Source organism: Rhizobium sp. T1470 (assembly GCF_042140505.1).
Lineage (GTDB): Bacteria > Pseudomonadota > Alphaproteobacteria > Rhizobiales > Rhizobiaceae > Rhizobium > Rhizobium favelukesii.
The window spans coordinates 877,974-903,227 of the sequence record NZ_CP148093.1 but is presented as its reverse complement, the minus strand read 5'-3'; the positions used below and the strand labels follow the sequence as shown (position 1 = coordinate 903,227).

At 59.5% G+C, this 25,254-nt stretch carries 18 protein-coding genes and 14 pseudogenes; 18 read left to right on the top strand and 14 right to left on the bottom strand.

The window, feature by feature from the left end:
- Positions 1-84: 84 nt before the first annotated feature.
- Both WGT02_RS34240 and WGT02_RS34235 read left to right on the top strand, forming a co-directional pair.
- Positions 85-567, top strand: a complete 483-nt coding sequence (locus WGT02_RS34240; protein ID WP_208245721.1) for a transposase — start codon at positions 85-87, stop codon at positions 565-567.
- 615 nt (positions 568-1,182) lie between these two features.
- Positions 1,183-1,635, top strand: a complete 453-nt coding sequence (locus WGT02_RS34235; RefSeq protein ID WP_208245719.1) for a transposase — start codon at positions 1,183-1,185, stop codon at positions 1,633-1,635.
- Positions 1,636-2,401: 766 nt separating this feature from the next.
- Here the strand turns inward: WGT02_RS34235 and WGT02_RS34230 are convergent.
- Positions 2,402-2,658, bottom strand: a pseudogene (locus WGT02_RS34230) (reverse transcriptase domain-containing protein); the annotation flags it as partial.
- Positions 2,659-3,371: 713 nt separating this feature from the next.
- Between WGT02_RS34230 and ltrA (WGT02_RS34225) the strand changes: the two are divergent.
- The 3 genes and pseudogenes from ltrA (WGT02_RS34225) to WGT02_RS34215 form a co-directional block, all read left to right on the top strand.
- Complete coding sequence (gene ltrA, locus WGT02_RS34225; protein WP_208245717.1) at positions 3,372-4,631, top strand: group II intron reverse transcriptase/maturase; 1,260 nt, start codon at positions 3,372-3,374, stop codon at positions 4,629-4,631.
- A gap of 535 nt (positions 4,632-5,166) precedes the next feature.
- On the top strand, positions 5,167-6,516 hold the full coding sequence (ltrA, locus tag WGT02_RS34220; protein ID WP_375679746.1) for a group II intron reverse transcriptase/maturase: 1,350 nt from the start codon (positions 5,167-5,169) through the stop codon (positions 6,514-6,516).
- Between the two features lie 139 nt (positions 6,517-6,655).
- Positions 6,656-6,922 (top strand): annotated as a pseudogene (locus WGT02_RS34215) (transposase); the annotation flags it as partial.
- A gap of 78 nt (positions 6,923-7,000) precedes the next feature.
- Here the strand turns inward: WGT02_RS34215 and WGT02_RS34210 are convergent.
- A complete protein-coding gene (locus tag WGT02_RS34210; protein ID WP_341353268.1) occupies positions 7,001-7,402 on the bottom strand; it encodes a tyrosine-type recombinase/integrase in 402 nt (133 codons plus the stop codon).
- Positions 7,403-7,497: 95 nt separating this feature from the next.
- Between WGT02_RS34210 and WGT02_RS34205 the strand changes: the two genes are divergently transcribed.
- A protein-coding gene (locus tag WGT02_RS34205) for an IS630 family transposase (RefSeq protein ID WP_208245220.1) occupies positions 7,498-8,558 on the top strand; the annotation gives its coding sequence in 2 pieces (ribosomal slippage) (positions 7,498-7,990 and positions 7,990-8,558; 1,062 coding nt in all).
- A 17-nt stretch (positions 8,559-8,575) separates the two neighbouring features.
- On the opposite strand, the pseudogene WGT02_RS34200 reads toward WGT02_RS34205, so the two are convergent.
- Both WGT02_RS34200 and WGT02_RS34195 read right to left on the bottom strand, forming a co-directional pair.
- A pseudogene (locus WGT02_RS34200) lies at positions 8,576-8,992 on the bottom strand (tyrosine-type recombinase/integrase); the annotation flags it as partial.
- Positions 8,985-9,131 (bottom strand): annotated as a pseudogene (locus WGT02_RS34195) (integrase); the annotation flags it as partial. The pseudogenes WGT02_RS34200 and WGT02_RS34195, both read right to left, overlap by 8 nt.
- Before the next feature lie 72 nt (positions 9,132-9,203).
- Here WGT02_RS34195 and WGT02_RS34190 point away from each other — a divergent pair.
- Entirely contained in the window at positions 9,204-10,538 is a 1,335-nt protein-coding gene (locus WGT02_RS34190; RefSeq protein WP_208245715.1) for an ISNCY family transposase, read from the top strand.
- 177 nt (positions 10,539-10,715) lie between these two features.
- Here the strand turns inward: WGT02_RS34190 and WGT02_RS34185 are convergent, their stop codons facing one another.
- Positions 10,716-10,883, bottom strand: coding sequence for a hypothetical protein (locus WGT02_RS34185; RefSeq protein WP_225040322.1), 168 nt, complete (start codon positions 10,881-10,883; stop codon positions 10,716-10,718).
- Positions 10,884-10,893: 10 nt separating this feature from the next.
- Positions 10,894-11,013 (bottom strand): annotated as a pseudogene (locus tag WGT02_RS34180) (integrase); the annotation flags it as partial.
- A 1-nt stretch (position 11,014) separates the two neighbouring features.
- Here WGT02_RS34180 and WGT02_RS34175 point away from each other — a divergent pair.
- A pseudogene (locus tag WGT02_RS34175) lies at positions 11,015-11,254 on the top strand (tyrosine-type recombinase/integrase); the annotation flags it as partial.
- A gap of 10 nt (positions 11,255-11,264) precedes the next feature.
- Positions 11,265-11,459, top strand: a pseudogene (locus WGT02_RS34170) (transposase zinc-binding domain-containing protein); the annotation flags it as partial.
- A 364-nt stretch (positions 11,460-11,823) separates the two neighbouring features.
- Here WGT02_RS34170 and WGT02_RS34165 read toward each other — a convergent pair.
- Positions 11,824-12,003, bottom strand: coding sequence for a hypothetical protein (locus tag WGT02_RS34165; protein ID WP_208245713.1), 180 nt, complete (start codon positions 12,001-12,003; stop codon positions 11,824-11,826).
- Here WGT02_RS34165 and WGT02_RS34160 point away from each other — a divergent pair.
- From WGT02_RS34160 to WGT02_RS34125, 8 genes and pseudogenes are all read left to right on the top strand, one after another.
- Positions 11,986-12,837, top strand: coding sequence for a tyrosine-type recombinase/integrase (locus WGT02_RS34160; protein ID WP_225040324.1), 852 nt, complete (start codon positions 11,986-11,988; stop codon positions 12,835-12,837). The genes WGT02_RS34165 and WGT02_RS34160 overlap by 18 nt on opposite strands.
- Positions 12,837-13,709 (top strand): tyrosine-type recombinase/integrase, encoded by an 873-nt coding sequence (locus WGT02_RS34155; protein WP_225040326.1) that lies wholly within the window; start codon positions 12,837-12,839, stop codon positions 13,707-13,709. The genes WGT02_RS34160 and WGT02_RS34155 overlap by 1 nt, the downstream gene beginning before the upstream one ends.
- 27 nt (positions 13,710-13,736) lie before the next feature.
- A pseudogene (locus WGT02_RS34150) lies at positions 13,737-13,967 on the top strand (integrase); the annotation flags it as partial.
- A gap of 10 nt (positions 13,968-13,977) precedes the next feature.
- Positions 13,978-14,595, top strand: coding sequence for a tyrosine-type recombinase/integrase (locus WGT02_RS34145; RefSeq protein WP_339151188.1), 618 nt, complete (start codon positions 13,978-13,980; stop codon positions 14,593-14,595).
- A 27-nt stretch (positions 14,596-14,622) separates the two neighbouring features.
- A pseudogene (locus WGT02_RS34140) lies at positions 14,623-15,694 on the top strand (IS630 family transposase).
- Between the two features lie 16 nt (positions 15,695-15,710).
- Positions 15,711-15,932: pseudogene (locus WGT02_RS34135) on the top strand (transposase domain-containing protein); the annotation flags it as partial.
- Complete coding sequence (locus WGT02_RS34130) at positions 15,929-16,492, top strand: UPF0149 family protein (RefSeq protein ID WP_208245708.1); 564 nt, start codon at positions 15,929-15,931, stop codon at positions 16,490-16,492. The pseudogene WGT02_RS34135 and the gene WGT02_RS34130, both read left to right, overlap by 4 nt.
- A 197-nt stretch (positions 16,493-16,689) precedes the next feature.
- Positions 16,690-16,857, top strand: a complete 168-nt coding sequence (locus WGT02_RS34125) for a hypothetical protein (protein ID WP_208245706.1) — start codon at positions 16,690-16,692, stop codon at positions 16,855-16,857.
- 206 nt (positions 16,858-17,063) lie between these two features.
- On the opposite strand, the gene WGT02_RS34120 is transcribed toward WGT02_RS34125, so the two are convergent.
- The 4 genes and pseudogenes from WGT02_RS34120 to WGT02_RS34105 form a co-directional block, all read right to left on the bottom strand.
- Positions 17,064-18,398: an ISNCY family transposase gene (locus WGT02_RS34120; RefSeq protein ID WP_208245704.1), complete on the bottom strand. Its 1,335-nt coding sequence runs from the start codon at positions 18,396-18,398 to the stop codon at positions 17,064-17,066.
- Between the two features lie 523 nt (positions 18,399-18,921).
- The gene (locus WGT02_RS34115; RefSeq protein WP_208245702.1) at positions 18,922-19,851 is read right to left on the bottom strand and encodes a calcium-binding protein; all 930 of its coding nucleotides are present in this window, start codon (positions 19,849-19,851) and stop codon (positions 18,922-18,924) included.
- Positions 19,852-20,187: 336 nt separating this feature from the next.
- Positions 20,188-20,394, bottom strand: a pseudogene (locus tag WGT02_RS34110) (ATP-binding protein); the annotation flags it as partial.
- Positions 20,395-20,534: 140 nt separating this feature from the next.
- Positions 20,535-20,932: pseudogene (locus WGT02_RS34105) on the bottom strand (transposase); the annotation flags it as partial.
- 183 nt (positions 20,933-21,115) lie between these two features.
- Here WGT02_RS34105 and WGT02_RS34100 point away from each other — a divergent pair.
- Positions 21,116-22,213 (top strand): annotated as a pseudogene (locus WGT02_RS34100) (IS110 family transposase).
- A 960-nt stretch (positions 22,214-23,173) separates the two neighbouring features.
- Here the strand turns inward: WGT02_RS34100 and WGT02_RS34095 are convergent.
- From WGT02_RS34095 to WGT02_RS34085, 3 genes and pseudogenes are all read right to left on the bottom strand, one after another.
- Complete coding sequence (locus WGT02_RS34095) at positions 23,174-24,556, bottom strand: transposase (protein WP_208245700.1); 1,383 nt, start codon at positions 24,554-24,556, stop codon at positions 23,174-23,176.
- A gap of 141 nt (positions 24,557-24,697) precedes the next feature.
- Positions 24,698-24,965: pseudogene (locus tag WGT02_RS34090) on the bottom strand (IS5/IS1182 family transposase); the annotation flags it as partial.
- Positions 24,966-25,009: 44 nt separating this feature from the next.
- Positions 25,010-25,243: a hypothetical protein gene (locus WGT02_RS34085; protein ID WP_208245698.1), complete on the bottom strand. Its 234-nt coding sequence runs from the start codon at positions 25,241-25,243 to the stop codon at positions 25,010-25,012.
- Positions 25,244-25,254: the final 11 nt, after the last annotated feature.

Below are 25,254 nucleotides of genomic sequence, written 5' to 3'. Positions count from 1 at the left end.
AAGCCTCAAGAGATTGCCCCGGTTCCCGAAGACACGCGCCGTATCGCCTGGGCTGCCTTTCCCAAAGGGAACATATACCTCCGCATGCGCGATGAGATCGGGCCGATCTTCGACGATCTGATGTTCGCCCCATTGTTTCCGGCACGCGGTCAGCCGGCGGAAAGCCCTTGGCGACTAGCGCTGATTACGGTGATGCAATTCGTTGAAGGTCTTTCCGACCGTCAGGCAGCCGACGCGGTTCGCAGCCGAATTGACTGGAAATACGCGCTCAGCCTGGAACTAATCGACCCTGGATTTGATGCTTCAGTGTTGTGCGAGTTCCGCGCCCGGCTCGTTGATGGCGGTACCGGGCCGGCACTGTTGGACGCGATGCTGGCGCGCTTCAAGGAAAGTGGCCTGTTGAGGGCGCGGGGCCAACAACGCACGGATTCTACTCATGTCCTGGCTGTGGTCCGGAGTGTCAACCGGCTCGAATTCGTCGGCGAGACATTGCGGGCAGCCTTAAACACCCTGGCTCTGGTCGAAGCGGGATTGGCTCGCTGGTTTGATTTCCTCCGACTGGTTTGACCGTTATTCCACCCGTGTTGAGCAATACAAATTTCCAAAGAGTGAGGCAGCACGCGCCGCCCTGGCTCAGACGTCGGCGCAGATGGGTATCTGCTTCTGGCTGCAGTTTATACCGCGACGGCGCCGGCTTGGCTGCGCGAGCTTGCGGCTATTCAGACACTCCGTATCGCCTGGATACACCAGTATTACGTCGACAATGATATCATTCGCCTGCACAGTATCGAAGATCTGCCACCGGCAAGTATACGCTTCGATTCACCGTACGATACCGATGCCCATTAGAGCAAGAAGCGCAACACAAGTTGGAGCGGATACAAGGTTCATGTGACGGAGACATGCGACACTGATTCCCCACATCTCATCATCAACGTCGAAACCACCTCTGCGCCGGTTTCCGACAGCGCCATGACCGCGCTAATCCACCAGACACTGGCGGATCGCGAGCTGTCTCCTGCAACTCACCTACTTGACGCCGGTTATGTGGACGCCGAAATCGTGGTCAGTAGCCTCCTCGATCATAATATTGATGTCGTTGGTCCAGTGTTGGCCGATACAAGCTGACAAGCAACGGCCGCAGAGGGCTTCGATATTTCGTCCTTCAAGATCGACTGGAAAGTGAAACAAGCTACATGCCCCCAAGGGCAAGTCACATCCGACTGGGCCATCCGCCGTGACAATTTTGGTAACGACTGTGTAGATGTCAGATTTGATCGCGCGACTTGCGCGGACTGCTTCAAGCGCCCGCAATGCACACGTTCAAAGGCTGGACCGCGGGAAATTATGATGCGCCCTCAGGCGCAGCATAAATTGCTGCAAACGCGACGCCAGCAACAGGCGACCGACACATGGCGCGCCCACTACGGCAAACGGGCCGGCATCGAGGGAACGCTATCGCAAGGGATTCGGGCTTTCGGGCTGCAACGATGTCGCTATATCGGTCTGCCAAAGACCCGGTTTCAACATGTTGTGACCGCTCTCGCGATGAACGTGGCTCGAATCGATGATTGGCTGACCGGCGGATCATTCGCTAAAACAAGGCGATCAGCGTTCGCACAAATGCATTCTTAGATCGCGCTCCCCTTGTCGCCGGAATTCGCCAGCAGCAATGAGCGTCCCTACCGCGAACGTTTTAGGTCGTGTTTTGTAGTGGGCGTTCATTGCGCAGGCTGATGCTTTCGTCGCCAAACACGCTTCATGGCGCTGCTGCACCTACCGCACATGGATGGCTATCAAACCCTGATGGAGCATCAAAGATTTTCCGGCACTATCCGGCACGTTGCCGAAGCTGTATGCAATGCCATCGCGAGATCGTCACAAGTCTTCTGGAGACGTTGGGCCAGTGCCTTACTTGGGATCGGGGCGCAGAAATGACCCAGCATGAACTTCCGCGGGTCGACACGGGATTGCAGACTTTTTCGATCTCCAAACTCCTCAGCTACGATGGCGCCAAACCTGTCCGCCATCCGTCAAAATGTCGTGCAACCCCTGTCGGGTTTGTCGGGTCCGCGACACTATGATGTTCCGCGCGGCGTCATTCGAGCTATCATGGACGCCATTTGAGTTGAAGCTCTTTCCTCTTTTGGGAGCTGGGGAGTTGGCACGGTTCATGCTTCTTAGCGACTGTCGCAACAGCCCTATGGGCATCTGGAAAGTGGAAAACAATGACGACCGACATGTCATCTTGTGGTGTGATTGAATTAACCCGCGCCGAAGCGTCTAAAACTTGTGGAGGATTTGTTAATGCTGCCGCGGCAGTGGGAGCCTTTTTCGGAGTTGTTCTTGCGTTTGCCGTATCCGCCGCCAAACACCCTTAGCCCATCTTTCACGATTCGCAGCCGAGGAAGTCGAACGTGACGTTCGGATACAGGCCACGGCGCTTTCCGTCCTTGCAATAGACGATCGTGGTTTTCGTGGGATGCATTTCCAGCTGGCATCCCGCCAGCCTTGCTTGAAGGGCAGCCTTGATAGCCTCCGCTTCCTGTTCGGTCCGGCAGTGCACCAGACCGTCTTCCGCATACCGGCACCATGGGAGGTCGGGGTATGTCCGTCCATCCAAAGATCAAATGCATTGTGCAGGAAAAGATTTGAAAGACGCGAATATCGCCTTGAGTGCGATTGAAGAGCGATACGAGAGGTGGACATATCACCGCAAGAAAACCCAAACCCGTTGCAAGAGCAACGGGGTGAATGCGGCGGCGAGCGCTCGCGATACAGATCGCATAGCAGGTCGCTGTATGTTTCTGCCAGTGCGCTATGCCGATGACTGTGTGCCACGAACGCACCGACAGCAATGGAGGTGCGGAACTGCACGAGAGATGAGGGTAGGTCCCTCGGAGCCGGCCGTCAGGGGCAGGCTCCAAACCACCGCAAGCTGCGACGGTAAAGAGCCGTGGTGGTGAGCGTTGCGGAAAAGGCGGGACTTGATCCCGTCAGGTAAGGCTCAGAGAGACGAGCGAAAGCGAACCGCTGATGAAGTGTCGAAAGCGTATGGATGATGTCGAAACCGGGGGGAAGTCGTTAACCCGGGATCAGTCTGGGGGATGGCCTGATTGCTGCCCAGACGGCATCCGGCATGAAGGCGGCGTGACTCTGGGGCAGGCTCTTGTGTGGAACGTGGGAACCCTGTCGCCCCGATGCGAAGGGAGAAATCCAAGTAGGTGGCCCCTACGAGGGTGAGAGTACCAATGCGGGGCACAGGGACGGAGCAACCCGTAGTAGTGACGAAGGCGCTGTAATGGGGCTGGAGCGAAGGGGTTGCGTTGTTCAGCTCTGGACGGAGGTCAACCGGCAACGGGAGGAACCTCATGGATAGAGCGAAGCCATATGACATTCCGAAACGGGAGGTGTGGGAAGCCTACAAAAGAGTTAGAGCCAACCAAGGTGCGGCTGGCGTGGACGGCCAAACGATTGCGGACTTCGAGGCTGATCTCTCGAACAACCTCTACAAGCTCTGGAATCGGATGTCGTCCGGCAGCTACTTTCCGCCGCCGGTGCGACGGGTCGACATACCGAAGGACGATGGCAAGACGCGGCCGCTGGGAATTCCCACCGTTGCCGATCGCGTCGCCCAAATGGTGGTCAAACGGTTCCTGGAACCTCTTTTGGAGCCTCAGTTCCACAAGGATTCCTACGGATACCGGCCCGGAAAATCGGCGCTCGATGCGGTCGGCATGGCGCGGCAGCGATGCTGGCGCCATGCCTGGGTTCTTGATCTTGATATCAGGGCCTTCTTCGACAGCATCGACACGGATCTGCTCATGCGAGCGGTACGCAAGCACACGGATTGCCCGTGGGTGCTGATGTACATCGAGAGATGGCTGAAAGCACCGGTGCAGATGGCGGACGGGAGCCTCATCGGCCGGGACAGAGGGACGCCGCAGGGTGGGGTGATTAGCCCTGTCCTGGCCAATCTCTTTCTCCACTACGCGTTCGACATGTGGATGCAGCGGAACCATCCGGACATCCCGTTTGAGCGTTATGCCGATGATGCCATTTGCCATTGCCGAACCGAAGAACAGGCAGTGGCGCTGCGCGACGCTCTTGAAAAGCGGTTCGCAGACTGCGGGCTGACGCTTCATCCGGAAAAGACGAAGATCGTCTACTGCAAGGATGATGATCGACGCGGAAACCATTCCAACCACAAGTTCGACTTCCTCGGCTATACCTTCAGGCCGAGGCTGGCGCGCCGAAGGGGCGGAAGGGTGGGCGTCTCGTTTAGCCCAGCGGCCAGTGACAAAGCTCTCAAGATAATCCGCCAGACGGTCCGCGGCTGGTCCCTCCATGAACAGAGTGATAAGGCCTTGGACGATCTGGCGCGGATGTTCAATGTGCACATCCGTGGCTGGATTAACTACTACGGGAGGTTCTACCCGTCGGCGCTCTACCCGACCCTGAGGCATATCGACGTCTCCCTGGCGCGATGGGCCAATCGGAAGTTCAAGTCCATGTGCAGGCACAGAAGACGGGCTGTCCAATGGCTGGAGCGCGTCGCGCGCAGGCAGACTGGGCTGTTTGCTCACTGGAGCCTGCTCTTTGGGCACGGCCGAACAATGGGAGCCGTATGACGCGAGAGTGTCACGTACGGTTCTACGAGAGTTGCGCCTTGCAAGCGCGTTGAATTCAGCCGTCTGAGATGACGGCCACGGCAAAGCCTAGCGAGCAGCCGTGTACTGAGTCTTGCGTGGTGTCCGGTAACGGCCGCTGCGAAGCGTAGACAAGGAGATTGTAGGCCGGAACATACGTGAACGGATAGATAGCCCCGAAATCGAACGTGATCGGAGTAGCCGACCCTGTCTCTCAAAGGGGAAGGCGGAATCGCAGGCCGCGTCTTTGCGAGTGGTCCAAGGTGCTCCCGGGGTTCGTACCGCCAGCATGCAATCGAAGGATTTGACGTGAACAAGGGAGATCCAACCGGTTCAAGCGCAAGCTTGTAGGACCTGCCAAGCCGATGAGGCGAGAAGGGGCTGATGACCGGGTGGAAGTCAGACTGACTGATAGTACTCCGAGGTCGGGAGAGCCGGCCACATGGGGAAGCGGTCAGCGGTAGTTGAAATGTTTTTGGGCAACATGGGCTCCATTCAACGGGAGACACGGCCTTTCATGCAAAGGGAAGATCAGCTGACCATGGAAACGGGACTTGAACATATAGCAGCGAAAGCTCGGTGTGAGCCGAAACTCCGCTTTACGTCGCTTGCCCATCACATCACGCGCGAACGGGTGCAGAGGAATCTGTTGAGGATTCCGCAGCGCTCGGCCGCCGGGGTGGATGGTCAGACGGTGAAGGCGGCGAAGGAGAGCTTTGGAGAATGGATAGAGCCGATGCTCCAATCCATTCACCGCCAGGGATATCGCGCGCCGGCAGTGCGGCGCGTTTACATCCCCAAGCCCGGCAAGACGGAGAAGCGCCCGCTCGGGGTGCCAACTGTTTCGGACCGGGCGCTTCAGCGCAGCACAGCTGAGGTGCTGTCGGCGATCTACGAGCAGGACTTCTTGCCCTGCTCGTTCGGCGGCAGGCCGCATCTTAGCGCTCATCATGCCCTGTCGACCCTCAACGAGGCAATCTGCGGCGGCCGGACGAGCTGGGTGCTGGAGGCGGACTTGAAGGACTATTTTGGGAGTCTGTCGCATGAGTGGCTGCTCCGGTTTGTCGAGCATCGAGTCGGGGATCCGCGCGTGATCAGCTTGATCAGGCGCTGGCTGAAAGCAGGCGTCCTTGAGGACGGGGCTGTCCACCCGAGTGATGAAGGAACTCCTCAAGGAGGGTCGATCAGCGTTTTGCTGAGCAACGTTTATCTCCATTATGTGCTCGACCTCTGGTTCGAGCGCGTGGTGAAGGTCCAGCTCAAGGGCGAAGCCCGGCTGGTGCGTTATATCGACGACTTCGTGATCTGTTTCCAACATCAATCGGATGCGCTCCGCGTCGAGGACGCTCTCCGTCATCGTTTGGGGAAGTTTGGCCTCACTCTTGAGCCGAGCAAGACCAAGTTGGTCGAGTTTGGTCGGTTTGCTCAGAGAGATGCGAGCAAACGCGGCAGAAATCGCCCGGAGACGATCTACTTTCTGGGCATGACGCTGTACTGCTCGCGGAACCAAAAGGGTAACTTCAAGGTCGGGATGCGCACGGAGAAGTCTCGGCTTCGACGTAGTCTCTCGTCTCTGCAGGAGCTGATGCGGCAAGTTCGACATTACGTCATCAGGGACCAGGTCAGCGAAATCAACGCTGCTCTTCGTGGCCACTACGCCTATTATGGCATCGCCGGAAACCTTCGGTCGCTGCTCAAGGTGTATCGGGCCACGGAACGGTACTGGTGCCGAATGTTACGCAGCCGCAGCCGAGATGGTGGCCGCCTCACATGGGACACTTTCAACCAGATCAAAGAACGGAACCCGCTGCTGCGACCCAAGCTGCGGCTTCCTTACGGGAAGCTGCAAGCACTCGCGGTGCTGTGAAGCTGCCGAAGAGCGTAGTGCGGGAAATCCGCACGCTACGTTCTGTGGGAACCGGGGGCGGGTGACTGCCTCCGGTGACCCAGTGCGATGCGAAACCTGCCGCCGTAATGCGGCAAGGCGCGTATCGCCTACTCATCCCACCTATCTGAAGGTCCGGCGTGGCGGCCGCATCGTCTCCGTCGCTGTTATCATCGCTGTGGGCGTCAACACGGACGGCCGCCGCGAGGTTCTTGGCATGGGAATCGGCACCTCTGAAGCCGAGCCGATCTGGATGGAGTTCCTGCGCAAGCTGACCCGGCGCGGCCTGCGCGGCGTCAAGCTGGTCGTCTCCGACGCACACGAAGGCATCAAGGCCGCCGTGTCGAAGGTTCTTTCCGCCACCTGGCAGCGCTGCAGGGTTCATTATGCCGACGTCCGGATTATGCCGACCATGGCTTGGAACTCGGCCCTGGAGGCGGGGATCGCTGCGATGGGGTCGGCATAATCAGAGCGCCTCGAGGAAAGCGAGAAGCTTGTCGGACGGCCGGTAGCGTCCGGGCGCCGTATCGGCCGGCGTGGTTTTTGCCAGGGTGCGCTCTTTTAGCTCCAGATCGGCGTGCAGATAGACGTGGGTTGTCTCGATGTGTTCGTGGCCAAGCCACAGCGCGATCACCGAGACGTCGACGCCGGCACGCAGCAATCGCATTGCCGCGGTATGACGCAGGACGTGTAGGGTGATCCTTTTCCGCTGCAGCGACGGACGGCCTCTGGCGGCGATCTCGACATATTTCGCGAGCCGGTGCTCGAGCGCGTCGCGGCTGAGCATCTTGCCGGTCTGTGTGGGGAAGAGAGGCTTCGTCGGCTGCCCGGCACGTTCGGCCAGCCAGACGCGCAGCACCGCGGCCATGTTGGAGGTGATACCAGCGTGAGCGATCTCTGACTCTTTTTGAGGTTTCCAAATCAGTTGAGTTCTGAATCAATACCGCAAACGGAGGTTTGCGGATGACATCAGGAATTCCACTGCGCGATGACTTCGACGGCTTCGCTCTTCGGGCGTTGGCCAAAGGCACGAAGGATGCGGCACAGGCTCGGCGGCTTCTTGCCCTTGCCGAAATCTATGATGGCCATTCCCGCAGCGATGCGGCCAGGATCGGAGGCGTGACCCTGCAAATTGTCCGCGACTGGGTTATTCGCTTCAATGCGCGTGGCCCGTCGGGGCTCATCAATGGCAAAGCACCCGGCAATCAAGGAAAGCTTTCCGACGTGCATCGCCAGGCTTTGGCAAAGATCGTCGAAAGTGGCCCGATACCGGCGGTGCATGGCGTTGTGCGCTGGCGGCGCAAGGATCTTGCTCAATGGCTGTTCCAAGAATATCGGATATCCGTCGATGAAACGACCATTGGCCGCGAATTGAAGGCGCTCGGCTTTGCAAAGCTGTCTGCCCGCCCGCGCCATTACGCCCAGAACGAAGGCGACCTGGAGAGTTTTAAAAAAAGTTCCCCGCCACACTGGCAGCCATCAAAGGCAGGCTCCCGAAGAACGTCGAGATTGAGCTCTGGTGGGCCGACGAAGCTCGGATAGGCCAAAAGAACAAGATCACCCGGCGATGGGCACGCAGGGGAACAAGGCCTTCGGCACCACACGATCAACGCACGATGTGGACCTATATCTTCGGCGCTATCTGCCCCAAGAAGGGCAAAGGTGCGGGTCTCGTTCTTCCCTACTGCGACACCAGCGCCATGAACCAGCATTTGATCGAAATCAGCCAGGCCGTCGATGACGGCGCTCATGCCGTGCTGATCGTTGATCAGGCGGGGTGGCATGTCACGCCGAAGCTCGATGTGCCCGACAACATCACACTGCTCTTCCTGCCGCCACGCTCGCCCGAATTAAATCCCGTCGAGAACGTGTGGCAATTTCTGCGTGACAACTGGTTGTCCAACCGGATCTTCAAAGATTACGAGGACATCGTCGCCCATTGCTGCGACGCATGGAACAAGCTGGTCGCTCAGCCGTGGAAGATCATGTCGATTGGAATGCGTGACTGGGCGCACCGGTTTTGATTAGCGCTCGTTGGTATGATGGGTGTGATCCGCTGCTTTCGTCCCTTTCCCATACAGCTGACGTGAGCGCCGGAACCGAGATGGACATCGCTACAGTGAAGGCCGACCAGTTCGGACGCCCGCAATCCGGTTTGGGCGGCGAGCCGAAGCAAGGCATGGTCGCGCCGCCCGGTCCAGGTCGACCGCTCGGGGGCGGACAGCAATGCATCGAGTTCCTCCTCCGTCAGGAACGTCACAAGCCTTCGCTCAAAACGCTTCGGCGGAATAGCGAGCACCCGTTCGATCGTCGCGGCATGCTCGGGGTGACGAAGGGCGGCGAATCGGAACAACGACCGGATTGCGGCAAGCCGGGCATTCCGGGTCCGCGCGCTGTTGCCCCGATGGTACTCGAGGTGATCGAGGAAGTCGCCGACACACGCGGCATCTCTGTCGCTCCAGACGATCGCCGGCCAGTTGCAGCAATTCCGGGGCCGCCGAGAGATACCAGTATGTCTTGCCCGGATCGACGTGGCCGAGATAGGTCGACAGCAGGGCAAGCCGGTTCCCCGGGTTGCCGCCATCGCGATAAGCATCCCGGCGGTTTCAGGTATACTTTAGATCAAGCTACTGATTCTAAAGACAAACCCGTAACCGCCGGAGCCGACAATGCGCCAAGAACGCACCGTCCAATCCAGTATATTCGATCTTTTTGCCGGGCACGAGATCGGCCGTGAATTGAAGGCGATGTCGCAATGGCTGGATGAGCATCGCGATCTGCTCGGGCTGGTGACGCGGGACCTGCGCCGGCATGGTCTCAAGGAGACCGGTCGCGAGGGGCTGCCGGCCGAGGCTGTGCTGCGCTGCGCGCTGCTCAAGCAGCATCGCCAGTTGAGTTATCAGGAACTGGCCTTCCATCTCGAAGACTCCGCCTCGTTCCGGGCCTTTGCCCGGCTGCCGTGGAGTTGGAGCCCGAAGAAATCGGTCTTGCACAAGACGATCAGCGCGATCCGGGCGCAAACCTTTGAAGAGATCAACCGGGTGCTGCTGGCGAGCGCCAAGCGGGAGAAGCTGGAAAATGGCAAGGTCGTGCGTGTGGACAGCACCGTCACCGCGGCACTGATCCATGAGCCGAGCGACAGCAGCCTGTTATGGGACGCCGTGCGGGTGATGGTGCGACTGTTGCAGCAGGCCAAGGCACTGGGTAGCGCCATTCCATGGCACGACCACCGCCGCGCGGCAAAGAAGCGGGCTCGGGCGATCGAATATTCCCGCGGCCGCCCGAAACGGATCAAGCACTACCGCACACTGCTCAAGATCACGCGCACGACCTTGAGTTATCTGCAGCAGGCGAGCGAACAGTTGCCCCAGACGGCGGGCCCGGCCGGCGAACTGTGGCAGGCCCAGCTCCGCCACTACCGGCCACTGATCGCACGGATCCTCGCCCAGACCGAACGGCGGGTCCTGGCCGGGCAGCCGGTCCCGGCCGGCGAGAAGCTGGTGAGCCTGTTCGAGCCGCATGCCGACATCATCGTCAAGGGCAGCCGCGACGTCGACTACGGCCACAAACTCAATCTGACGACCGGCAGAAGCGGACTGGTCCTCGACCTCGTCGTCGAAACCGGCAACCCGGCCGACAGCGAGCGCTTGCTGCCGATGCTGGAACGCCACATCGCCTTTTATGGCCAGGCGCCGCGTCAGTCGGCAGCCGACGGCGGCTATGCCAGCCGCGAAAATCTGAGCGGAGCCAAAGCCTGCGGCGTCCGCGACATGGCCTTCCACAAGAAGTCCGGCCTCCGCATCGAAGACATGGTCACAAGCCGCTGGGTCTATCGCAGGCTGCGCAACTTCCGCGCCGGCATCGAGGCCGGCATCTCTTGTCTGAAACGCGCTTATGGCTTGGGGCGCTGCACCTGGCGCGGCCTCGACCACTTTAAGGCTTATGTCTGGTCCTCGGTGGTCGCTTACAATCTCGCCCTCTTCGCCCGCCTCAGGCCGACCTGACACCCCTCATCCGGCAGCGTTCAGAGCAAGCCCGGCGAGCGTCGGCCGATACCCCATGACCCCATTGCCGCCAGATCGCTCTTCGGGCCATAACCTGCGCGGTCTTGTGCCATCACCCGTCCCAACAAACATCCTTCAGTGGACAAGCAACCTTGAAAACCCCAGAAAAACAGGCGTTTATGGACGGGCACTAGCTAGGGCCGTCTTGGTGGTCAGGTAGTCCTCGCCCTGTGCCTCGAGATAGGTGAGGAACTGGGCAAGAAGCTTCTCGGACCGAACAAGCTGGTAGCCGAGGGCGCGACACATGGCCAGGTAATCGGCCAGGGCTTGGCGAAGGGCGCTCATGCCACCTCTCCGGCCAGGGGCGGGCGATCGTTCGCAGGGCTTCGCGATCAACCTTGGCATAGATCGCCGTTGTCAGGGCGCGGCGATGCCGCAGGACCTGCCCGACCTCGGATAGCGATGCGCCGGCGCGCTCCCGCTTGTCCAAACCGGTGACGCCGCACAGTTTGCGGCACGCCTTCGCCGTCCACCTCCTGGAAGCCGGCGCCGACGTGCGCACTATTCAAATTGCTGCTCGGTCACCGAGCCTCGCGACCACAGCCCACTACCTGCGCATCGCCACCAACAAGGTCTGCGCCACCTCGAGCCCCTTCGAGCTTTTGCCACGTCCAGCGCCCACCCTGCCGCCGCCCGCCAAGCCTGAGTATTTCTGAGCTTGCGCCGATGCCCCGTTCGGGGCCGGAAGTGGCGGACATATTCCGTCGCTACGGCGAGGCCTATCGTGCCCAGCACACATCGCTGTCGACTGCTGAGCGCCGCGTCATGACGGCGATCGAGTTGTGCCGAACCGCCGCGCTCGGTGGGCACGTCGAAGCGTGCGATCAATGCGGCCACCGGCGCATCGCCTTCAACAGCTGCCTTATGGGCAGATTCAGTAATGGGGAGTAGGTGTGCCGGCAACGGCATTTTTCAGTGAATTGTTGCGCTTTTTGTCTCCATAACAGCGCGGTCCTGCGCCTCCATCAGCTCGGCCACCAATGGCCGGTCACAACCGGAGACGAACATGTTGGAGACTTACTTCTCGGCATCGAAGCTGCTGAGGCATTTGCGGAGCGGACCAAGCGGACCATACCTTGACGGTTTCGCAGCCGCGCTCGAGCGGCGGGGCTATAGTGCCGGCACGGCCGCGCGATATTTGCGGGCGGCAGCGCACCTCGGCCATGTCGTGACTCGGCAAGGGGCAATGCCCAGCGACATTGATCTGGCGGTGTTCAGCGAGCACTTACGCACTTGACGATGTCCGCGCGCCAAGGGCGGGCGTCGCAACCACCACACCATTTTCGGCGCCAGGCTCTTTCGCCAGCACCTTGTCGAAATTGGCGTTTGCCAGTCCGCCGCCGCCGCATTGCAGCGTGCCGAGCCGTGCCTGCTGGCTCACTTCAAAGTGTGGCTGCGCAAGCATCGCGGGGCGTCCGATCCCACCATCAAGCTCTACGCCCGCGACGCCGCCCACTTGCTAGCGGCACTCGGGGACGATCCAGAAAGATGGGAACCAGCCGCTATTCGCAGCTTTTTCCTGGACCGCGCGAGCCATTGCGGCCATGGAACCGTCGAGAAACTGACGACCAGCCTGCGCGCGTTCTTGCGGTATCTTGCGGTCGAAGGCCGCTGCCGAGCAGGTCTCGCCGATGTCGTTCCTGGCTATGCCCATTGCCGGCTTGCCGATTTGCCGCGATATCTATCGGCGGAGCAGGTGAACCGGCTGATCGCGGCATGCGATGGCGAAGTCGTTGCGCGCCGGCGTGATCGCGCGATCGTCCTGCTCTTGGCGCGCCTCGGGCTGCGGGCCGGCGACGTGGCGCAACTCCGCCTCGACGACATCGAGTGGGAGACAGGCTCGCTGCGGGTCTCGGGCAAGTCGCGCTACGAGGTGCGTCTGCCGCTGCCGCAAGATGTCGGGGATGCGATCGCCGCCTACCTCGCGTGCCGCCCTTCAACCTGCCCGAGCGATTACGCGTTCCTGCGCAATATCGCGCCGTTTCGACCGTTCCGGAACGGTGACGGCATCTCGTCGATGGTGAAACGCCTCATGCAGCGGGCCGGCGTCGTGGCGCCAGTCAAAGGGGCGCACGTCCTGCGACACACGGCGGCGACCGAGATGCTGCGCCATGGCGTTCCGCTCGAGAAGATCGGGTTGGTCCTGCGGCACCGAGGCATCGACACGACGGCCCGTTACGCCAAGGCCGATGTCACGCTCCTGAAGCAAATCGCGCAGCCCTGGCCGGAGGTTCTCTGATGTTGAAGGCCATCGAGACTTATCTGGCGCTCCGCCGTGCCACTGGATTCGCAATGCTGAATGCGGAATACTTGCTCAGGAGCTTTGCCGCCTTTGCGACCGAGCGTGGGCAATCGCATGTCCACACGCAAACCGCAACCGATTGGGCGGCGCGGGGACCGTCTGTCGCGCAACGCGATGCCCGACTGAAAGCCGTCTGCCGCTTTGTGCGTCATGTCCGGGTTGAAGACGCCCGGCATGAGCTGCCGCCGGTTAATCACTTCGGCGCCCGCAAGACGCGGCGCTCGCCGCATATCTACCCGGCAGCGGAGATCGATCGCCTCATCGAGGCCGCCCTTCGGCTTCGACCCAAAGGCGGCTTGCGCTCACGGACCTATGCGACATTGATCGCGCTGCTCTCAGTCACCGGGTTGAGGATCTCCGAAGCGCTGAAGTTGACGGTCGCCGACGTGACGCGCGACGGCCTGCTGATCCGTGAGACCAAGTTCCGGAAAACCCGCCTGGTGCCGCTGCACGACACAGCAGTAGCGGGCTTGAATGGCGATCTGGCGCATCGCCGGCCCTGTTCCGAGACTGATCCGGTGTTCGTTGACGCGCGTGGTCTGCCACTGCGCTACATTGCTGTCAAAGAGACCTTCGACAGGCTGGCGGCACGGCGGGTATCGTACCGGCGGCGAAGCGCCGCCCGCGTCTGCACGATTTGCGGCACACGTTTGCAGTCGCGCGCTGCAAGGCAGTCCGACGGATCGAAGCCGAAGCGGCGCGCATATGGCGGCGCTTGCGACCTACATGGGTCACGTCAACATCTATGCGACCTACTGGTACCTCGAGGCCACCGCCGACCTCATGCGCGACGTCGCCGCGGCCGGTGAAGGGTTCATTACCGAAGGGGGGCAATCATGACGCCGATTGCTCCCCTCATCGAAGCGTTCCTCGGTGAGACACTCGCCCGCCAGCGGGGCGTCAGTCGGCATACGCGCGACTCCTATTCCCTGAGCTTCCAGTTGCTCTTCATGTTCGCTGCAAAGCGGCTGAAGGTCTCGCCATCGGCGCTGACGCTGGAGCAACTCGACGCCGGCCTCATCAGCGACTTCCTGGAGTATCTCGAGGATAAGCGCAAAAACGCGCCGGTGACGCGCAATGTCCGGCTGGCGGCCATCAAGTCCTTCTTCCGCTTCCTCAAATACAGGCAGCCGGCAGCCCTGGAGCATGTCCGCCGCGTCCTGGCGATCCCATTCAAGAAGACGGATCAGCGTCTGGTCCCCTCTCCTGCGGGAGGAGCTGCAAGCGGTGCTCGACACTCCGGATCCCGCCACGCGCGATGGCATCCGCGACCGGGCCATGCTGCATCTGGCGGTTTGTGCGGGTCTGCGCGTGTCCGAGCTGACGGGGTTGAATCTCGAGGACATCGACCTGTCGTCGATGAGCATTCGTGTCCTGGGCAAGGGGCGGCGGGAACGGACGCTTCCCTTGTGGAAGACCACGGCCGCAGCCCTGCGTGCCTGGCTCGCCGTTCGCGGGCCGGGTTGCAGCGCCCGAGGTGTTCGTCAATGCCCGGGGAGAGCCGCTGAGCCGATGGGGCTTCGCCTATCTGCTCAAACAGCATGCAGCGACTGCCGCTCGAGCGCATCCCGGCCTTCACGTGCTGCTCAGGCACACATGCGCGATGATCATCCTGCAAGCAACGCAGGACATCCGTTATACCAACGTGAGCGGTTTCTGACTCGTTTTGCGGTTTCCAAATCAGTTGAATTCTGAATCTCTGTCGCAAACGGAGGTTTGCGGATGACATTGGGAATTCCACTGCGCGATGACTTCGACGGTTTTGCCCTGCGGGCATTGGCCAAGAGCACGAAGGATGCGGCACAGGCTCGGCGGCTTCTTGCCCTTGCCGAAATCTATGATGGTCATTCACGCAGCGACGCGGCCAGGATCGGAGGCGTGACCCTGCAGATTGTCCGCGATTGGGTTATGCGCTTCAATGCCCGCGGTCCGTCAGGGCTCATCAACGGCAAAGCGCCTGGCAATCAAGGAAAGCTTTCCGCTGTGCATCGCCAGGCTTTGGCGAAGATTGTCGAAAGCGGGCCGATACCAGCAGTGCATGGCGTCGTTCGCTGGCGGCGCAAGGATCTGGTTCAATGGCTTTCCAGGAATACCGGATCTCTGTGGACGAGACGACCATTGGCCGCGAATTGAAGGCGCTCGGCTTTGCAAAGCTGTCTGCTCGTCCGCGCCATTACGCCCAGAACGAGGGTGACCTGGAGAGTTTTAAAAAAACTTCCCCGCCACACTGGCAACCATCAAAAGCAGGCTCCCCAAGAACATCGAGATCGAGCTCTGGTGGGCCGACGAAGCTCGGATAGGGCAGAAGAACAAGATCACCCGACGATGGGCACGCAAGGGCACAAGGCCTTCGGCACCACTCGATCAACGCACGATGTGGACTTATATCTTCGGCGCCATCTGCCCCAAGAAGGGCAAAGCTGCGGGCCTTGTTCTTCCCTACTGCGACACCGATGCCATGAACCATGCCATGAACCAGCATCTGCTCGAAATCAGCCAGGCGGTCGATGAAGGTGCTCATGCCGTGCTGATCGTTGATCAGGCTGGATGGCACGTCACGCCGAAACTCAAAGTACCCGACACCGTCACCCTGCTGTTCCTGCCGCCGCGGTCGCCCGAATTGAACCCTGTCGAGAACCTGTGGCAATTTATGAGGGAGAACTGGTTGTCCAACCGGATATTCAAAGACTACGACGACATCGTTTCCCATTGCTGTGACGCATGGAACAAGCTGGTCGCGCAGCCGTGGAAGATCATGTCAATTGGAATGCGTGATTGGGCGCACCGGTTTTGATTAGCGCTCGTTGGTATTATTCGTGGGCAACGAGCGCGGTGGTAAGACCTTCGCGGTCCTCGCATCGCTCGTCAACCCCTGTAAACTGAACGGCGTGGATCCCGAAGTCTGGCTTGCCGATGTGCTGGAGCGGATCATCTCCGGCAAAGTGAAAGCCAACAAGATGGAAAGTCTCCTGCCTTGGACCTGGAAGGCTGAACGTGAAGCGATGACACAGCAGGAGCGACGGGCGGCATGACACAGAACAGTCAGGAGACGACGGAACGACCAAAGCTCAACGACGAGGCGTTCGAGGCGTTTATCAGGGGACGTCGTCCGGCATCGCCAATTTGGTCAATGAGCGGTCTCGATGGCTACCTTACGGCGCTCATCATCGGCCCGAAGTTCATCGACCCACGCCAATGGATCCCGGAACCGACCGGTCCGGATGCCCTGAACCTGCCGATGGAAACAACCGAACATCAAGCCGTGCAGACAATCGTTGCCGAGTATAACCGCATCTCGGCGAGCCTTTCCGAAACACCGAAAGACCACCGGCCCCGGTTCACCAGGATCGATGATCAGGCCTTTGATATCTTCGATTGGGACCTCTGCTTTCTGCTGGGAACCGGATTCGCGCCGAAGCTTTGGAGGCCCGTCCTTCGAGGTCATGCCGTCACGGGGGATATCATCGCACCCATCCGCAAGCTCGGCGAGGCAAAACGGAAAGCTACCTGCCAGGATGCTGCTGACGTCGCCGAAGCAGTCGTCAATATCCGAACCTACTTTATGCCGAAGCGGGCAAAGCAGAAGTTCTGACCGAGAGCCAGAAACCTATTCCGTCAACGCCGAAAGCCGTGGGCTGTTCGTCGCGCTCACAATGTTTCGCGCGGCCTCCTGAGCTATCATTGACGCCATTTGAGTTGAAGCTCTTTGCTCTTTTTTGGGAGTTGGCACGGTTCATGCTTCTATTTGCGCGATGGCAACAGCCATCGGCGTTAGGAATGGAGACAACAATGAACTCTGATATGTCGTTATATAGCGTAACCGAATTGGTTCCCGAAGAAGCTTCTGCAACTTCCGGGGGGTGTTTTTGGGCAGTTTTCGGACTTGTTGCTGCCGCACTTACTGCGTTAACAATCGTTGCGGGTATAGCTACAGCGCGTGTGTTGAATCACAAATAAAGCGGTGACTAACTAGTGCCCGTCCATAAACGCCTGTTTTTCTGGGGTTTTCAAGGTTGCTTGTCCACTGAAGGATGTTTGTTGGGACGGGTGATGGCACAGAACCCTGCAGGTTATGGCGCGAAGCGCGATCTGGTGGCAATGGGGTCATGAGGTATCGGCCACCGCTCGCCGGGTGTGCTCTGAACGCTGCCGGATGAGGGGTGTCAGGTCGGCCTGAGGCGGGCGAAGAGGGCGAGATTGTAAGCGACCACCGAGGACCAGACATAAGCCTTAAAGTGGTCGAGGCCGCGCCAGGTGCAGCGCCCCAAGCCATAAGCGCGTTTCAGACAAGAGATGCCGGCCTCGATGCCGGCGCGGAAGTTGCGCAGCCTGCGATAGACCCAGCGGCTTGTGACCATGTCTTCGATGCGGAGGCCGGACTTCTTGTGGAAGGCCATGTCGCGGACGCCGCAGGCTTTGGCTCCGCGCAGATTGGCGCGGCTGGCATAGCCGCCGTCGGCTGCCGACTGACGCGGCGCCTGGCCATAAAAGGCGATGTGGCGTTCCAGCATCGGCAGCAAGCGCTCGCTGTCGGCCGGGTTGCCGGTTTCGACGACGAGGTCGAGGACCAGTCCGCTTCTGCCGGTCGTCAGATTGAGTTTGTGGCCGTAGTCGACGTCGCGGCTGCCCTTGACGATGATGTCGGCATGCGGCTCGAACAGGCTCACCAGCTTCTCGCCGGCCGGGACCGGCTGCCCGGCCAGGACCCGCCGTTCGGTCTGGGCGAGGATCCGTGCGATCAGTGGCCGGTAGTGGCGGAGCTGGGCCTGCCACAGTTCGCCGGCCGGGCCCGCCGTCTGGGGCAACTGTTCGCTCGCCTGCTGCAGATAACTCAAGGTCGTGCGCGTGATCTTGAGCAGTGCGCGGTAGTGCTTCACCCGTTTGGGACGGCCGCGGGTATATTCGATCGCCCGAGCCCGCTTCTTTGCCGCGCGGCGATGGTCGTGCCATGGAATGGCGCTACCCAGTGCCTCGGCCTGCTGCAACAGTCGCACCATCACCCGCACGGCGTCCCATAACAGGCTGCTGTCGCTCGGCTCATGGATCAGTGCCGCGGTGACGGTGCTGTCCACACGCACGACCTTGCCATTTTCCAGCTTCTCCCGCTTGGCGCTCGCCAGCAGCACCCGGTTGATCTCTTCAAAGGTTTGCGCCCGGATCGCGCTGATCGTCTTGTGCAAGACCGATTTCTTCGGGCTCCAACTCCACGGCAGCCGGGCAAAGGCCCGGAACGAGGCGGAGTCTTCGAGATGGAAGGCCAGTTCCTGATAACTCAACTGGCGATGCTGCTTGAGCAGCGCGCAGCGCAGCACAGCCTCGGCCGGCAGCCCCTCGCGACCGGTCTCCTTGAGACCATGCCGGCGCAGGTCCCGCGTCACCAGCCCGAGCAGATCGCGATGCTCATCCAGCCATTGCGACATCGCCTTCAATTCACGGCCGATCTCGTGCCCGGCAAAAAGATCGAATATACTGGATTGGACGGTGCGTTCTTGGCGCATTGTCGGCTCCGGCGGTTACGGGTTTGTCTTTAGAATCAGTAGCTTGATCTAAAGTATACCTGAAACCGCCGGGCTTTGCCCGCGGAGATATCGCGATTCCTACAATAATTTCAGCAGTTTACCGTTTATGGACGGGCACTAGCTAGTCATGGCCAGGCCAGAAACGGCCTTCTTCATCGAAGAAAGCGCCGCCACAAAAAAGACCTGTGGCCGATTGAGATTACTGCGCAACAAAAAATATCCTATTCCTGCAGGCGTAAGGCGGGAGACGTCCTGATGTAGGCTCGTAAACGCGACGTCTTCGGCAGGATCGAATTGGCGAGACCTCCAGTAATCTTTTCAGTAACGATAAACTTGTGCTCAGGATCGCTTTGAAGTGTCTTTCTTCATCTCGATCGAGGCGACGCTTGAAACCGACTGGAAAGCCGAAGAACCTCGTTGACGCCATGAGAACAGAGGCTCCTCGGGGAGCCTCTGTTCAGAGAGAGGGAAGCGCTGGGGTGCTCCCGTGCGGAACTACCGGTCAGCAGTACTCGAAATTATTCGAGGTCATAGAGGCTAAGTCAGCCATAGTCTTATTTTCCAGATAGCCGAACTCATGGGCGGTGTTTTCACCGTCAACATAGGCCAGAACTGCGCCGCTTCCGTTAGCATCGCAGTAAACCAAGATGTCGCCGCGAACTTCGTGAGAAGCAGCGTTTGCGGCCTCAGAGGCAGATGCGAAGCTTCGATCGGTGAAAAAAATAGGGCTCCGGCCGTTGATGAAGTTCCCAACGGTTCCCTGCTCCGAGAGTGGTCGGCCAAAAGAGTCGAAGTCAGCAGCGTCCAGTACGATTTTGTCCTCGGTCGGGTTGAAATCCGTAAGTCTGGTGCCGGGCAGGCGCTCGAACGAGGGTCCGGACATCGGGTCATTGAACGTGAATACGAACCGGTCGTGATCAGCGCCGCCAGTCAGAGTATCTATACCGTCACCGGCGACAAGGCGATCGTCGCCGTCGCCGCCATCGAGAAGATCGTCATCCCCCTCTGAGCCGACACCGCGAGACGACGAATACGAGTAGTTGCCATAGAGCGTGTCGTTACCGGGCCCCCCAAAAACACTGTCGTTGCCTGGCCCAGCGAAGATCCAGTCGTTGCCGCCGTTGGCCCAAATGCGGTCATCGCCATTGGTCCCCACGAATATGTTGTTGCCGGCCCCCAAGTTTACGGGTCTGTCAGGGGCGGAGCCGTGGTCGGGTTCGGGGAGATCGGGGTGGTCGGGCCAGGGTTCGGGGTCCGGGTCGGGGTAGTCGGGTTCGGGGAGATCGGGCCGATCGGGCCCCATCCAGGACCCCGGGTCGGGGTTGAAAGGCCCCGCCACGGAGCCGATGGGCTTGGGGTCCAGGTCGGGGGGAGTCAGGTCATCAAGCAACTCAGGGCTACCTGGAATTTTGATCGGGGAAGTGAAATTCATTATTTGTATGCTCCTTTTGACGCATGCCACGATGCCACATGCCCACTATTATGCTCTGCCTGGCGACTGAAGAAATCGATTTTGTTGATAGCAGGCATCCATGTCCCGGATGTTGCCGTGTCCATTTCACATTAATGCTGAGGAAAACGCTGGCTGACGCGCGTTGGCAAACTTAACTGCGTATCGTTGCCGAGGCATGCGCAAAGCGCGTCCGGACCGCAGCTGGCGCCTAACTCCCAACGCAGTGCCGACGTCCCCTACAGCGCTTGGTAAATGCCATCATGGCTGATGTGCATGGCCCGGATCTTCGGGGAATCGGGCCTACGCCTATGCGCAACCTGCTCTGGGCTCCAGACCGTTGACCAGCGAACGGCCAAGATCGTCATCCACCGTGTCGATACGCGACCATCCAAGTGCTGTCAGGCGGCCGCGCATCGCATATTGCAAGACGCTGCTTTCGCAATTGTGCAGAGCGTGACGGGCCGAGGACTGGCGGACATACAGGATGGTCTTGCGTTCCAAGTGGTGTGGCCCGATTCGCATGCATCGTAACCAGCCTCCGACTGCTGCGAGGCGCTCTCGCCGTTTGCGTGGTTTACAAGTAGTCGCACTATGAGAGCCGTGAGGGTCTGACACGCGTCCTCCGGCAACGCCTGCCATTGCATCGCCGGACTGCTCCCGCTTTGTGGGACCGAAAGAATTGCGCCCAGGAACTTCGCGGCGATGTCACCTTTCAGCAAGCGGTCGCGGTTCTTCGAAAACACCGAATGGTCCCAAGCTGGATCATCAATACCAATGTCGACGAACCAGCGGAATAGAAGGTCGTATTCCAATCGCTCCATCAAAAGTCGCTCGGAACGGATCGAATAGAACGCTTGCAAAAGCATGGCACGGAGAAGCTTCTCAGGCGCAATTGATGGTCGCCCAATTGGCGAATAAAGCGCAGCGAACTCCCCTTCCAGTGAAACGAGCGCATCGTTCACAATCCGGCGAATTGCCCGTAGCGGATGATCTTTGCGAACGCGATCCTCCAGATCGACATAGCTGAAGAGTTGACCGTTCTAACATCGCCGCCGCGCATCCATCAACTCCGAATCTCGACAAAGCCAATCAATCACGACCAAAGTCTTCACACCAGGGCCTTTTTCAACAGCCTGCTAGACTAAATGTTCGCCTGGGACCGGGCGACCCGTCTCACAATATGCAGGCATCGAGGGTTGCGTGAGTTATCCTCGCACAGAGCCTCATGCATAGGAGACGGGCCGTGGAAGAGACTATCACATATGTCGGATTGGATGTTCACAAAGAGACGATCGCGGTGGCACTTGCCGATGGCGGTGGGCGACGTGCGTGCATTCGGCCAGATTGTAAATAACCCTGCAGCTCTGGCGCATATGCTGTCGAGGCTTTCGCAGCCGGGGCGGACACTGAAGTTCTGCTACGAAGCAGGACCCTGCGGCTACGGCATTCAGCGGCAGCTGTCTGCCGCAGGTCATGACTGCGTGGTCGTCGCTCCGTCTTTGATTCCTCGAAAGCCTGGCGATCGCATCAAGACAGACCGGCGGGATGCCAACAATCTGGCTAGGCTTCATCGCGCCGGGGAGCTGAGCGCTGTTTGGATACCAGATACCGCACATGAGGCGATGCGCGATCTGGTGCGGGCGCGCTTGGCTGCCGTGCGCAGTCTACGACAGGCTCGCCAGCAACTCAGTGGATTGCTACTGCGCCATGGCTGCAATTATGGCCGTCCGGCCTGGACGCAGATGCACCGCCGTTGGCTGGCGGGCCTACGCTTCGAACAACCGGTCCACCACATTGTGCTGGAGGATCATATCGCGACTATCGAGGCTGCTACGGACCGGCGCGATCGGCTGACGAAGCAAATCGAGATCATGTTGAGCGATTGGTCATTGGCCCCAGTCGTCCATGCGCTGCAATCGTTGCGTGGCATGGCTCTGGTGACCGCCGCCACGACGATTGCCGAATTGGCGATATCAGTCGCTTTACAAATCCGCGTCAACTGATGGCCTATCTGGGGCTTGTACCATCGGAGCATTCGAGCGGCGGAACTCGACGTCAAGGTGGTATTACAAAGGCAGGGAACGGAACTGCGCGTCGCATGCTGATTGAAGCGGCCTGGAGTTACCGGTTTCCAGCGAGAATTAGTCGCGAACAATTGCTGCGCCAGGAGCAGCTTCCAAAAACGATCCGCGATACGGCGTGGAAAGCACAAATGCGAGTGTGCAGTCGCTATCGAAAGCTCACCAAGGCCGGAAAGCCAGCAACGACGGTGACTACGGCGATTGCGCGCGAACTATCGGGCTTCGTCTGGGAGATTGCATGTCAGGTCGCGCCCCGTTGAACGCCGCCAAAGTCTAGATCATCGAGGAGGAAGAGAACCGATCAGAAAGCCATGTGCACCTGGGCAAGGCTGGGGGCATGGTCACGGCAGGAGACCCCTCGTTTCCACTATCAGCCGGTAACGTTCCGACGCTGCATCCTAGACAGAGGAAGCTCCGCGACGCATCAGGTCCTGCGGTAACCAACCCGCGTATCAGAGCATGATCAACCCTCGTTCATTGACCGTGCCTCCTGCTTTCCCCAGGACGCACTCATACGAAACTCGACGTCCGAGAAAATCGGGCGTTAGAATTTCTATTCCTGCTACTTGAAAAGGGCGAACATGAGAGTGGACTCAACCGCTCAGAAATACCAGTAGGCCCGGGACCGCCCCCCGATGGCGCCGCTATCCGGACCTCGCCAGGCTGGCGCAGACCAAGGCGGTAGGATCCTAGCGAACGGGAAGAGGATTGATCGCCCATCGGGGGATGGCCGAACCTACCTTGATTCATGCCAAATCTCCCGATCGAAATGATGGCCATCTGGGCCGCTATAGTAGCGCGGGACCAGAAAGTTGTAATTCTTCGGGGGTTCTCCATCTCGTGATTATTTACCTATTGTCATAAGCGATCGCATGCCCGACCGTAAACCTCACACGGTCAACAGCGGCGAGACAGGTAAAATCGTCATTTCCGGGTCCAGCAGTAGCAGATATTTGACATCGTTCTAAGCCCTTTCTCTTTCAGTGAAACAGGTAGCTCATTGCCCAAATAGGGCGGGAGCCCCGTACCTGCTCTTCGAACGCGCGCGGATCAGCGCTAGAAGAGGGGCAAGGGAATAAAACCGAGGGGCTCGCGCACCCGAAGGAGCGGAGCAGGGGGTTGTGTTTCCCATGCGAGACAAAGGAACAGCGCTCTCCTCCCTTCTTCAGGAAGATAATCCATCCACCTGGGCGATCGCTGTCTTAGCTCGACTTTGTACATTATGCAGCGAAGCAAAGTGCTTGTGTCATCCGCTTGAGGCGGCTTGGTTGAGTTTCAGGAATGTCCGGGTCTGGCGGGTACTGTCGATAAATATCCTGATCCCACAGGATCATGCGAACCGCACCGATGGCATCGGAGAAGGTGAACTCTGTTTTCTTGTACCAGGCGGCGGCATAGGGAATGACGCCATGACCGAGCAGATCGCATGCCCAGAGTGTGACGAGGCTGTAGAGCGCCAGCAGCGACGGGGTCGTGCGCATGATGGCTTTGTCGTTCCACTGCCGTTGGGTTTCCACGCCAAGATGCGCTCGCGTTTCGGCGAAGGTGACCTCGATCTGCCAGCGCCGAACGAAATAGGCAATGATCTGAGCGGGCTCAAGGTTGACGTTGGTGCTCATGAACGCCTGGGGTTCACGACGGCCTGATGGATCGCGAACGAGAACCCAGCGAATTGGTCTTGGGGGCGTTCCACGCCGATACCAGAGGCCGGTTCCTGATGTGACATCAAGGGTTTTGTCGGTTTGCTTGCCGTACCAGGACGATGCGACGATGCGCTGCCACTCGGTCTTTGCGTCTTTGAGGAGCGTTTTCAGTTTCGGCAATGGCCTGCCTTTTTGCGCCGGTCGCCCGAGCGTATGTTCGTGCCGTTGATCTGGTGGAGCAAAGAGACTGGCATCCAGACGCAACCGCGTGATGAGAGTGGCCGTGTCGGGAAGAGCCGCAGCCAGTGTATGAACGGCAAAGCTGCTATCGCCGACAAAGATGATTTCGCGGCCCGGCAGCCAGCGGCAAAGCTGCAAGACGCCTTGCCTTGCCCAATCAGTCAGCAGCTTGTGCTTTCGGCCCTTCTTCTGATCATGGCGCTCAGAGGGACACAGGATCGTCAGCACCGGCAGGGCTTTAATACATTTTGCCCATGGGACAGGTGAAAGAACAATGAAGCTCAACCATCTCAAGCCGCTGGCCTTGACAAAGTGGCCATGGCTGGAGCGCACCGGGTCACGATAAATTCCACGCGCGGCGATGCGTTGGCCCCAACGCCGTTCGATTGTATCATCCATGCCAATCACGACAGGACCCTCGGGCACGAGCCGGGCAACAATGACGGACAGCAGACGGGCCGCCAACGTGCGAGGGTTCCAGCGGGCTCGGTTGAGGAGCTGATGATAGGCGGCAAAATTACTTACCTCCGCGCGTCCGGTGATGCGCAGGCAGGCCGTCACCGTTCGCTTGCCAGGCGAAAGGAGCGCACCCATCACCAGGACCAGCAGATGCTCCCAGCTTGGCGCGGTAAACCAGAAACGAAACGGCGACAGCCATTTGCGAAGGATGTGGGGGACCGCGTCTCCCGGCTCACGGCTACAATCATGTTGTTCGCTCATCCATTCGTTCGAATCCGATCAAACGAATGGCGCAAGGCCGGGACCCTGCGGCGAATTGATTCACCCAGGGCTGCTCAGATGCCCCCGAAATCACCACCGATTTTGTACAAAGTCGAGCTCAGAATCTGACCCGAAAAGGCTTCAACGATATGCATTTCTTGCAAGGCGTCTAGTGAGCATGTGGACTTGGGCGATAGTTATCCACGCTTGTGCTGAAGCGCTGGATTTTTCGAAATCCAGCCTGCGGTATCTGCCCAATCATGCGAATGTCGCTCGGCGACCCAGCGGCGCGGCAGGTTTTTAACCTTGGCCTGATGATTTCCATTGTCCACCCGTCCATCTTCTGTAGCCGCTTTTTTAGCTTGTTGCTCGCATAGCCGCAATCGGCGAAGATATTAGCCAGCCATGGTCATCAGATGTTGATGGACTCTTGGAGAACCTAACCGAGGTGCATCATGCCTTGCATTGGCGGCGTTTAACTGTTCCGTCAAGTACTGGTGAATCCCAATCTTTAGTGAGATTTGCCACGTTCCAAGGGTCGATCACGTCGGGGACGTCGAGTCGGTGATCGGCGGCGGCATGAATCAGGCAAGAGAAGCGGTTTGCTTCGACCTGCATCTTCGCTCGCCGCGCCTTCCTTCGCCGGTTGGCGACGAGGAAGCGTTCCAGCTCATGGCCGCTCATCACGAAGATGGTTC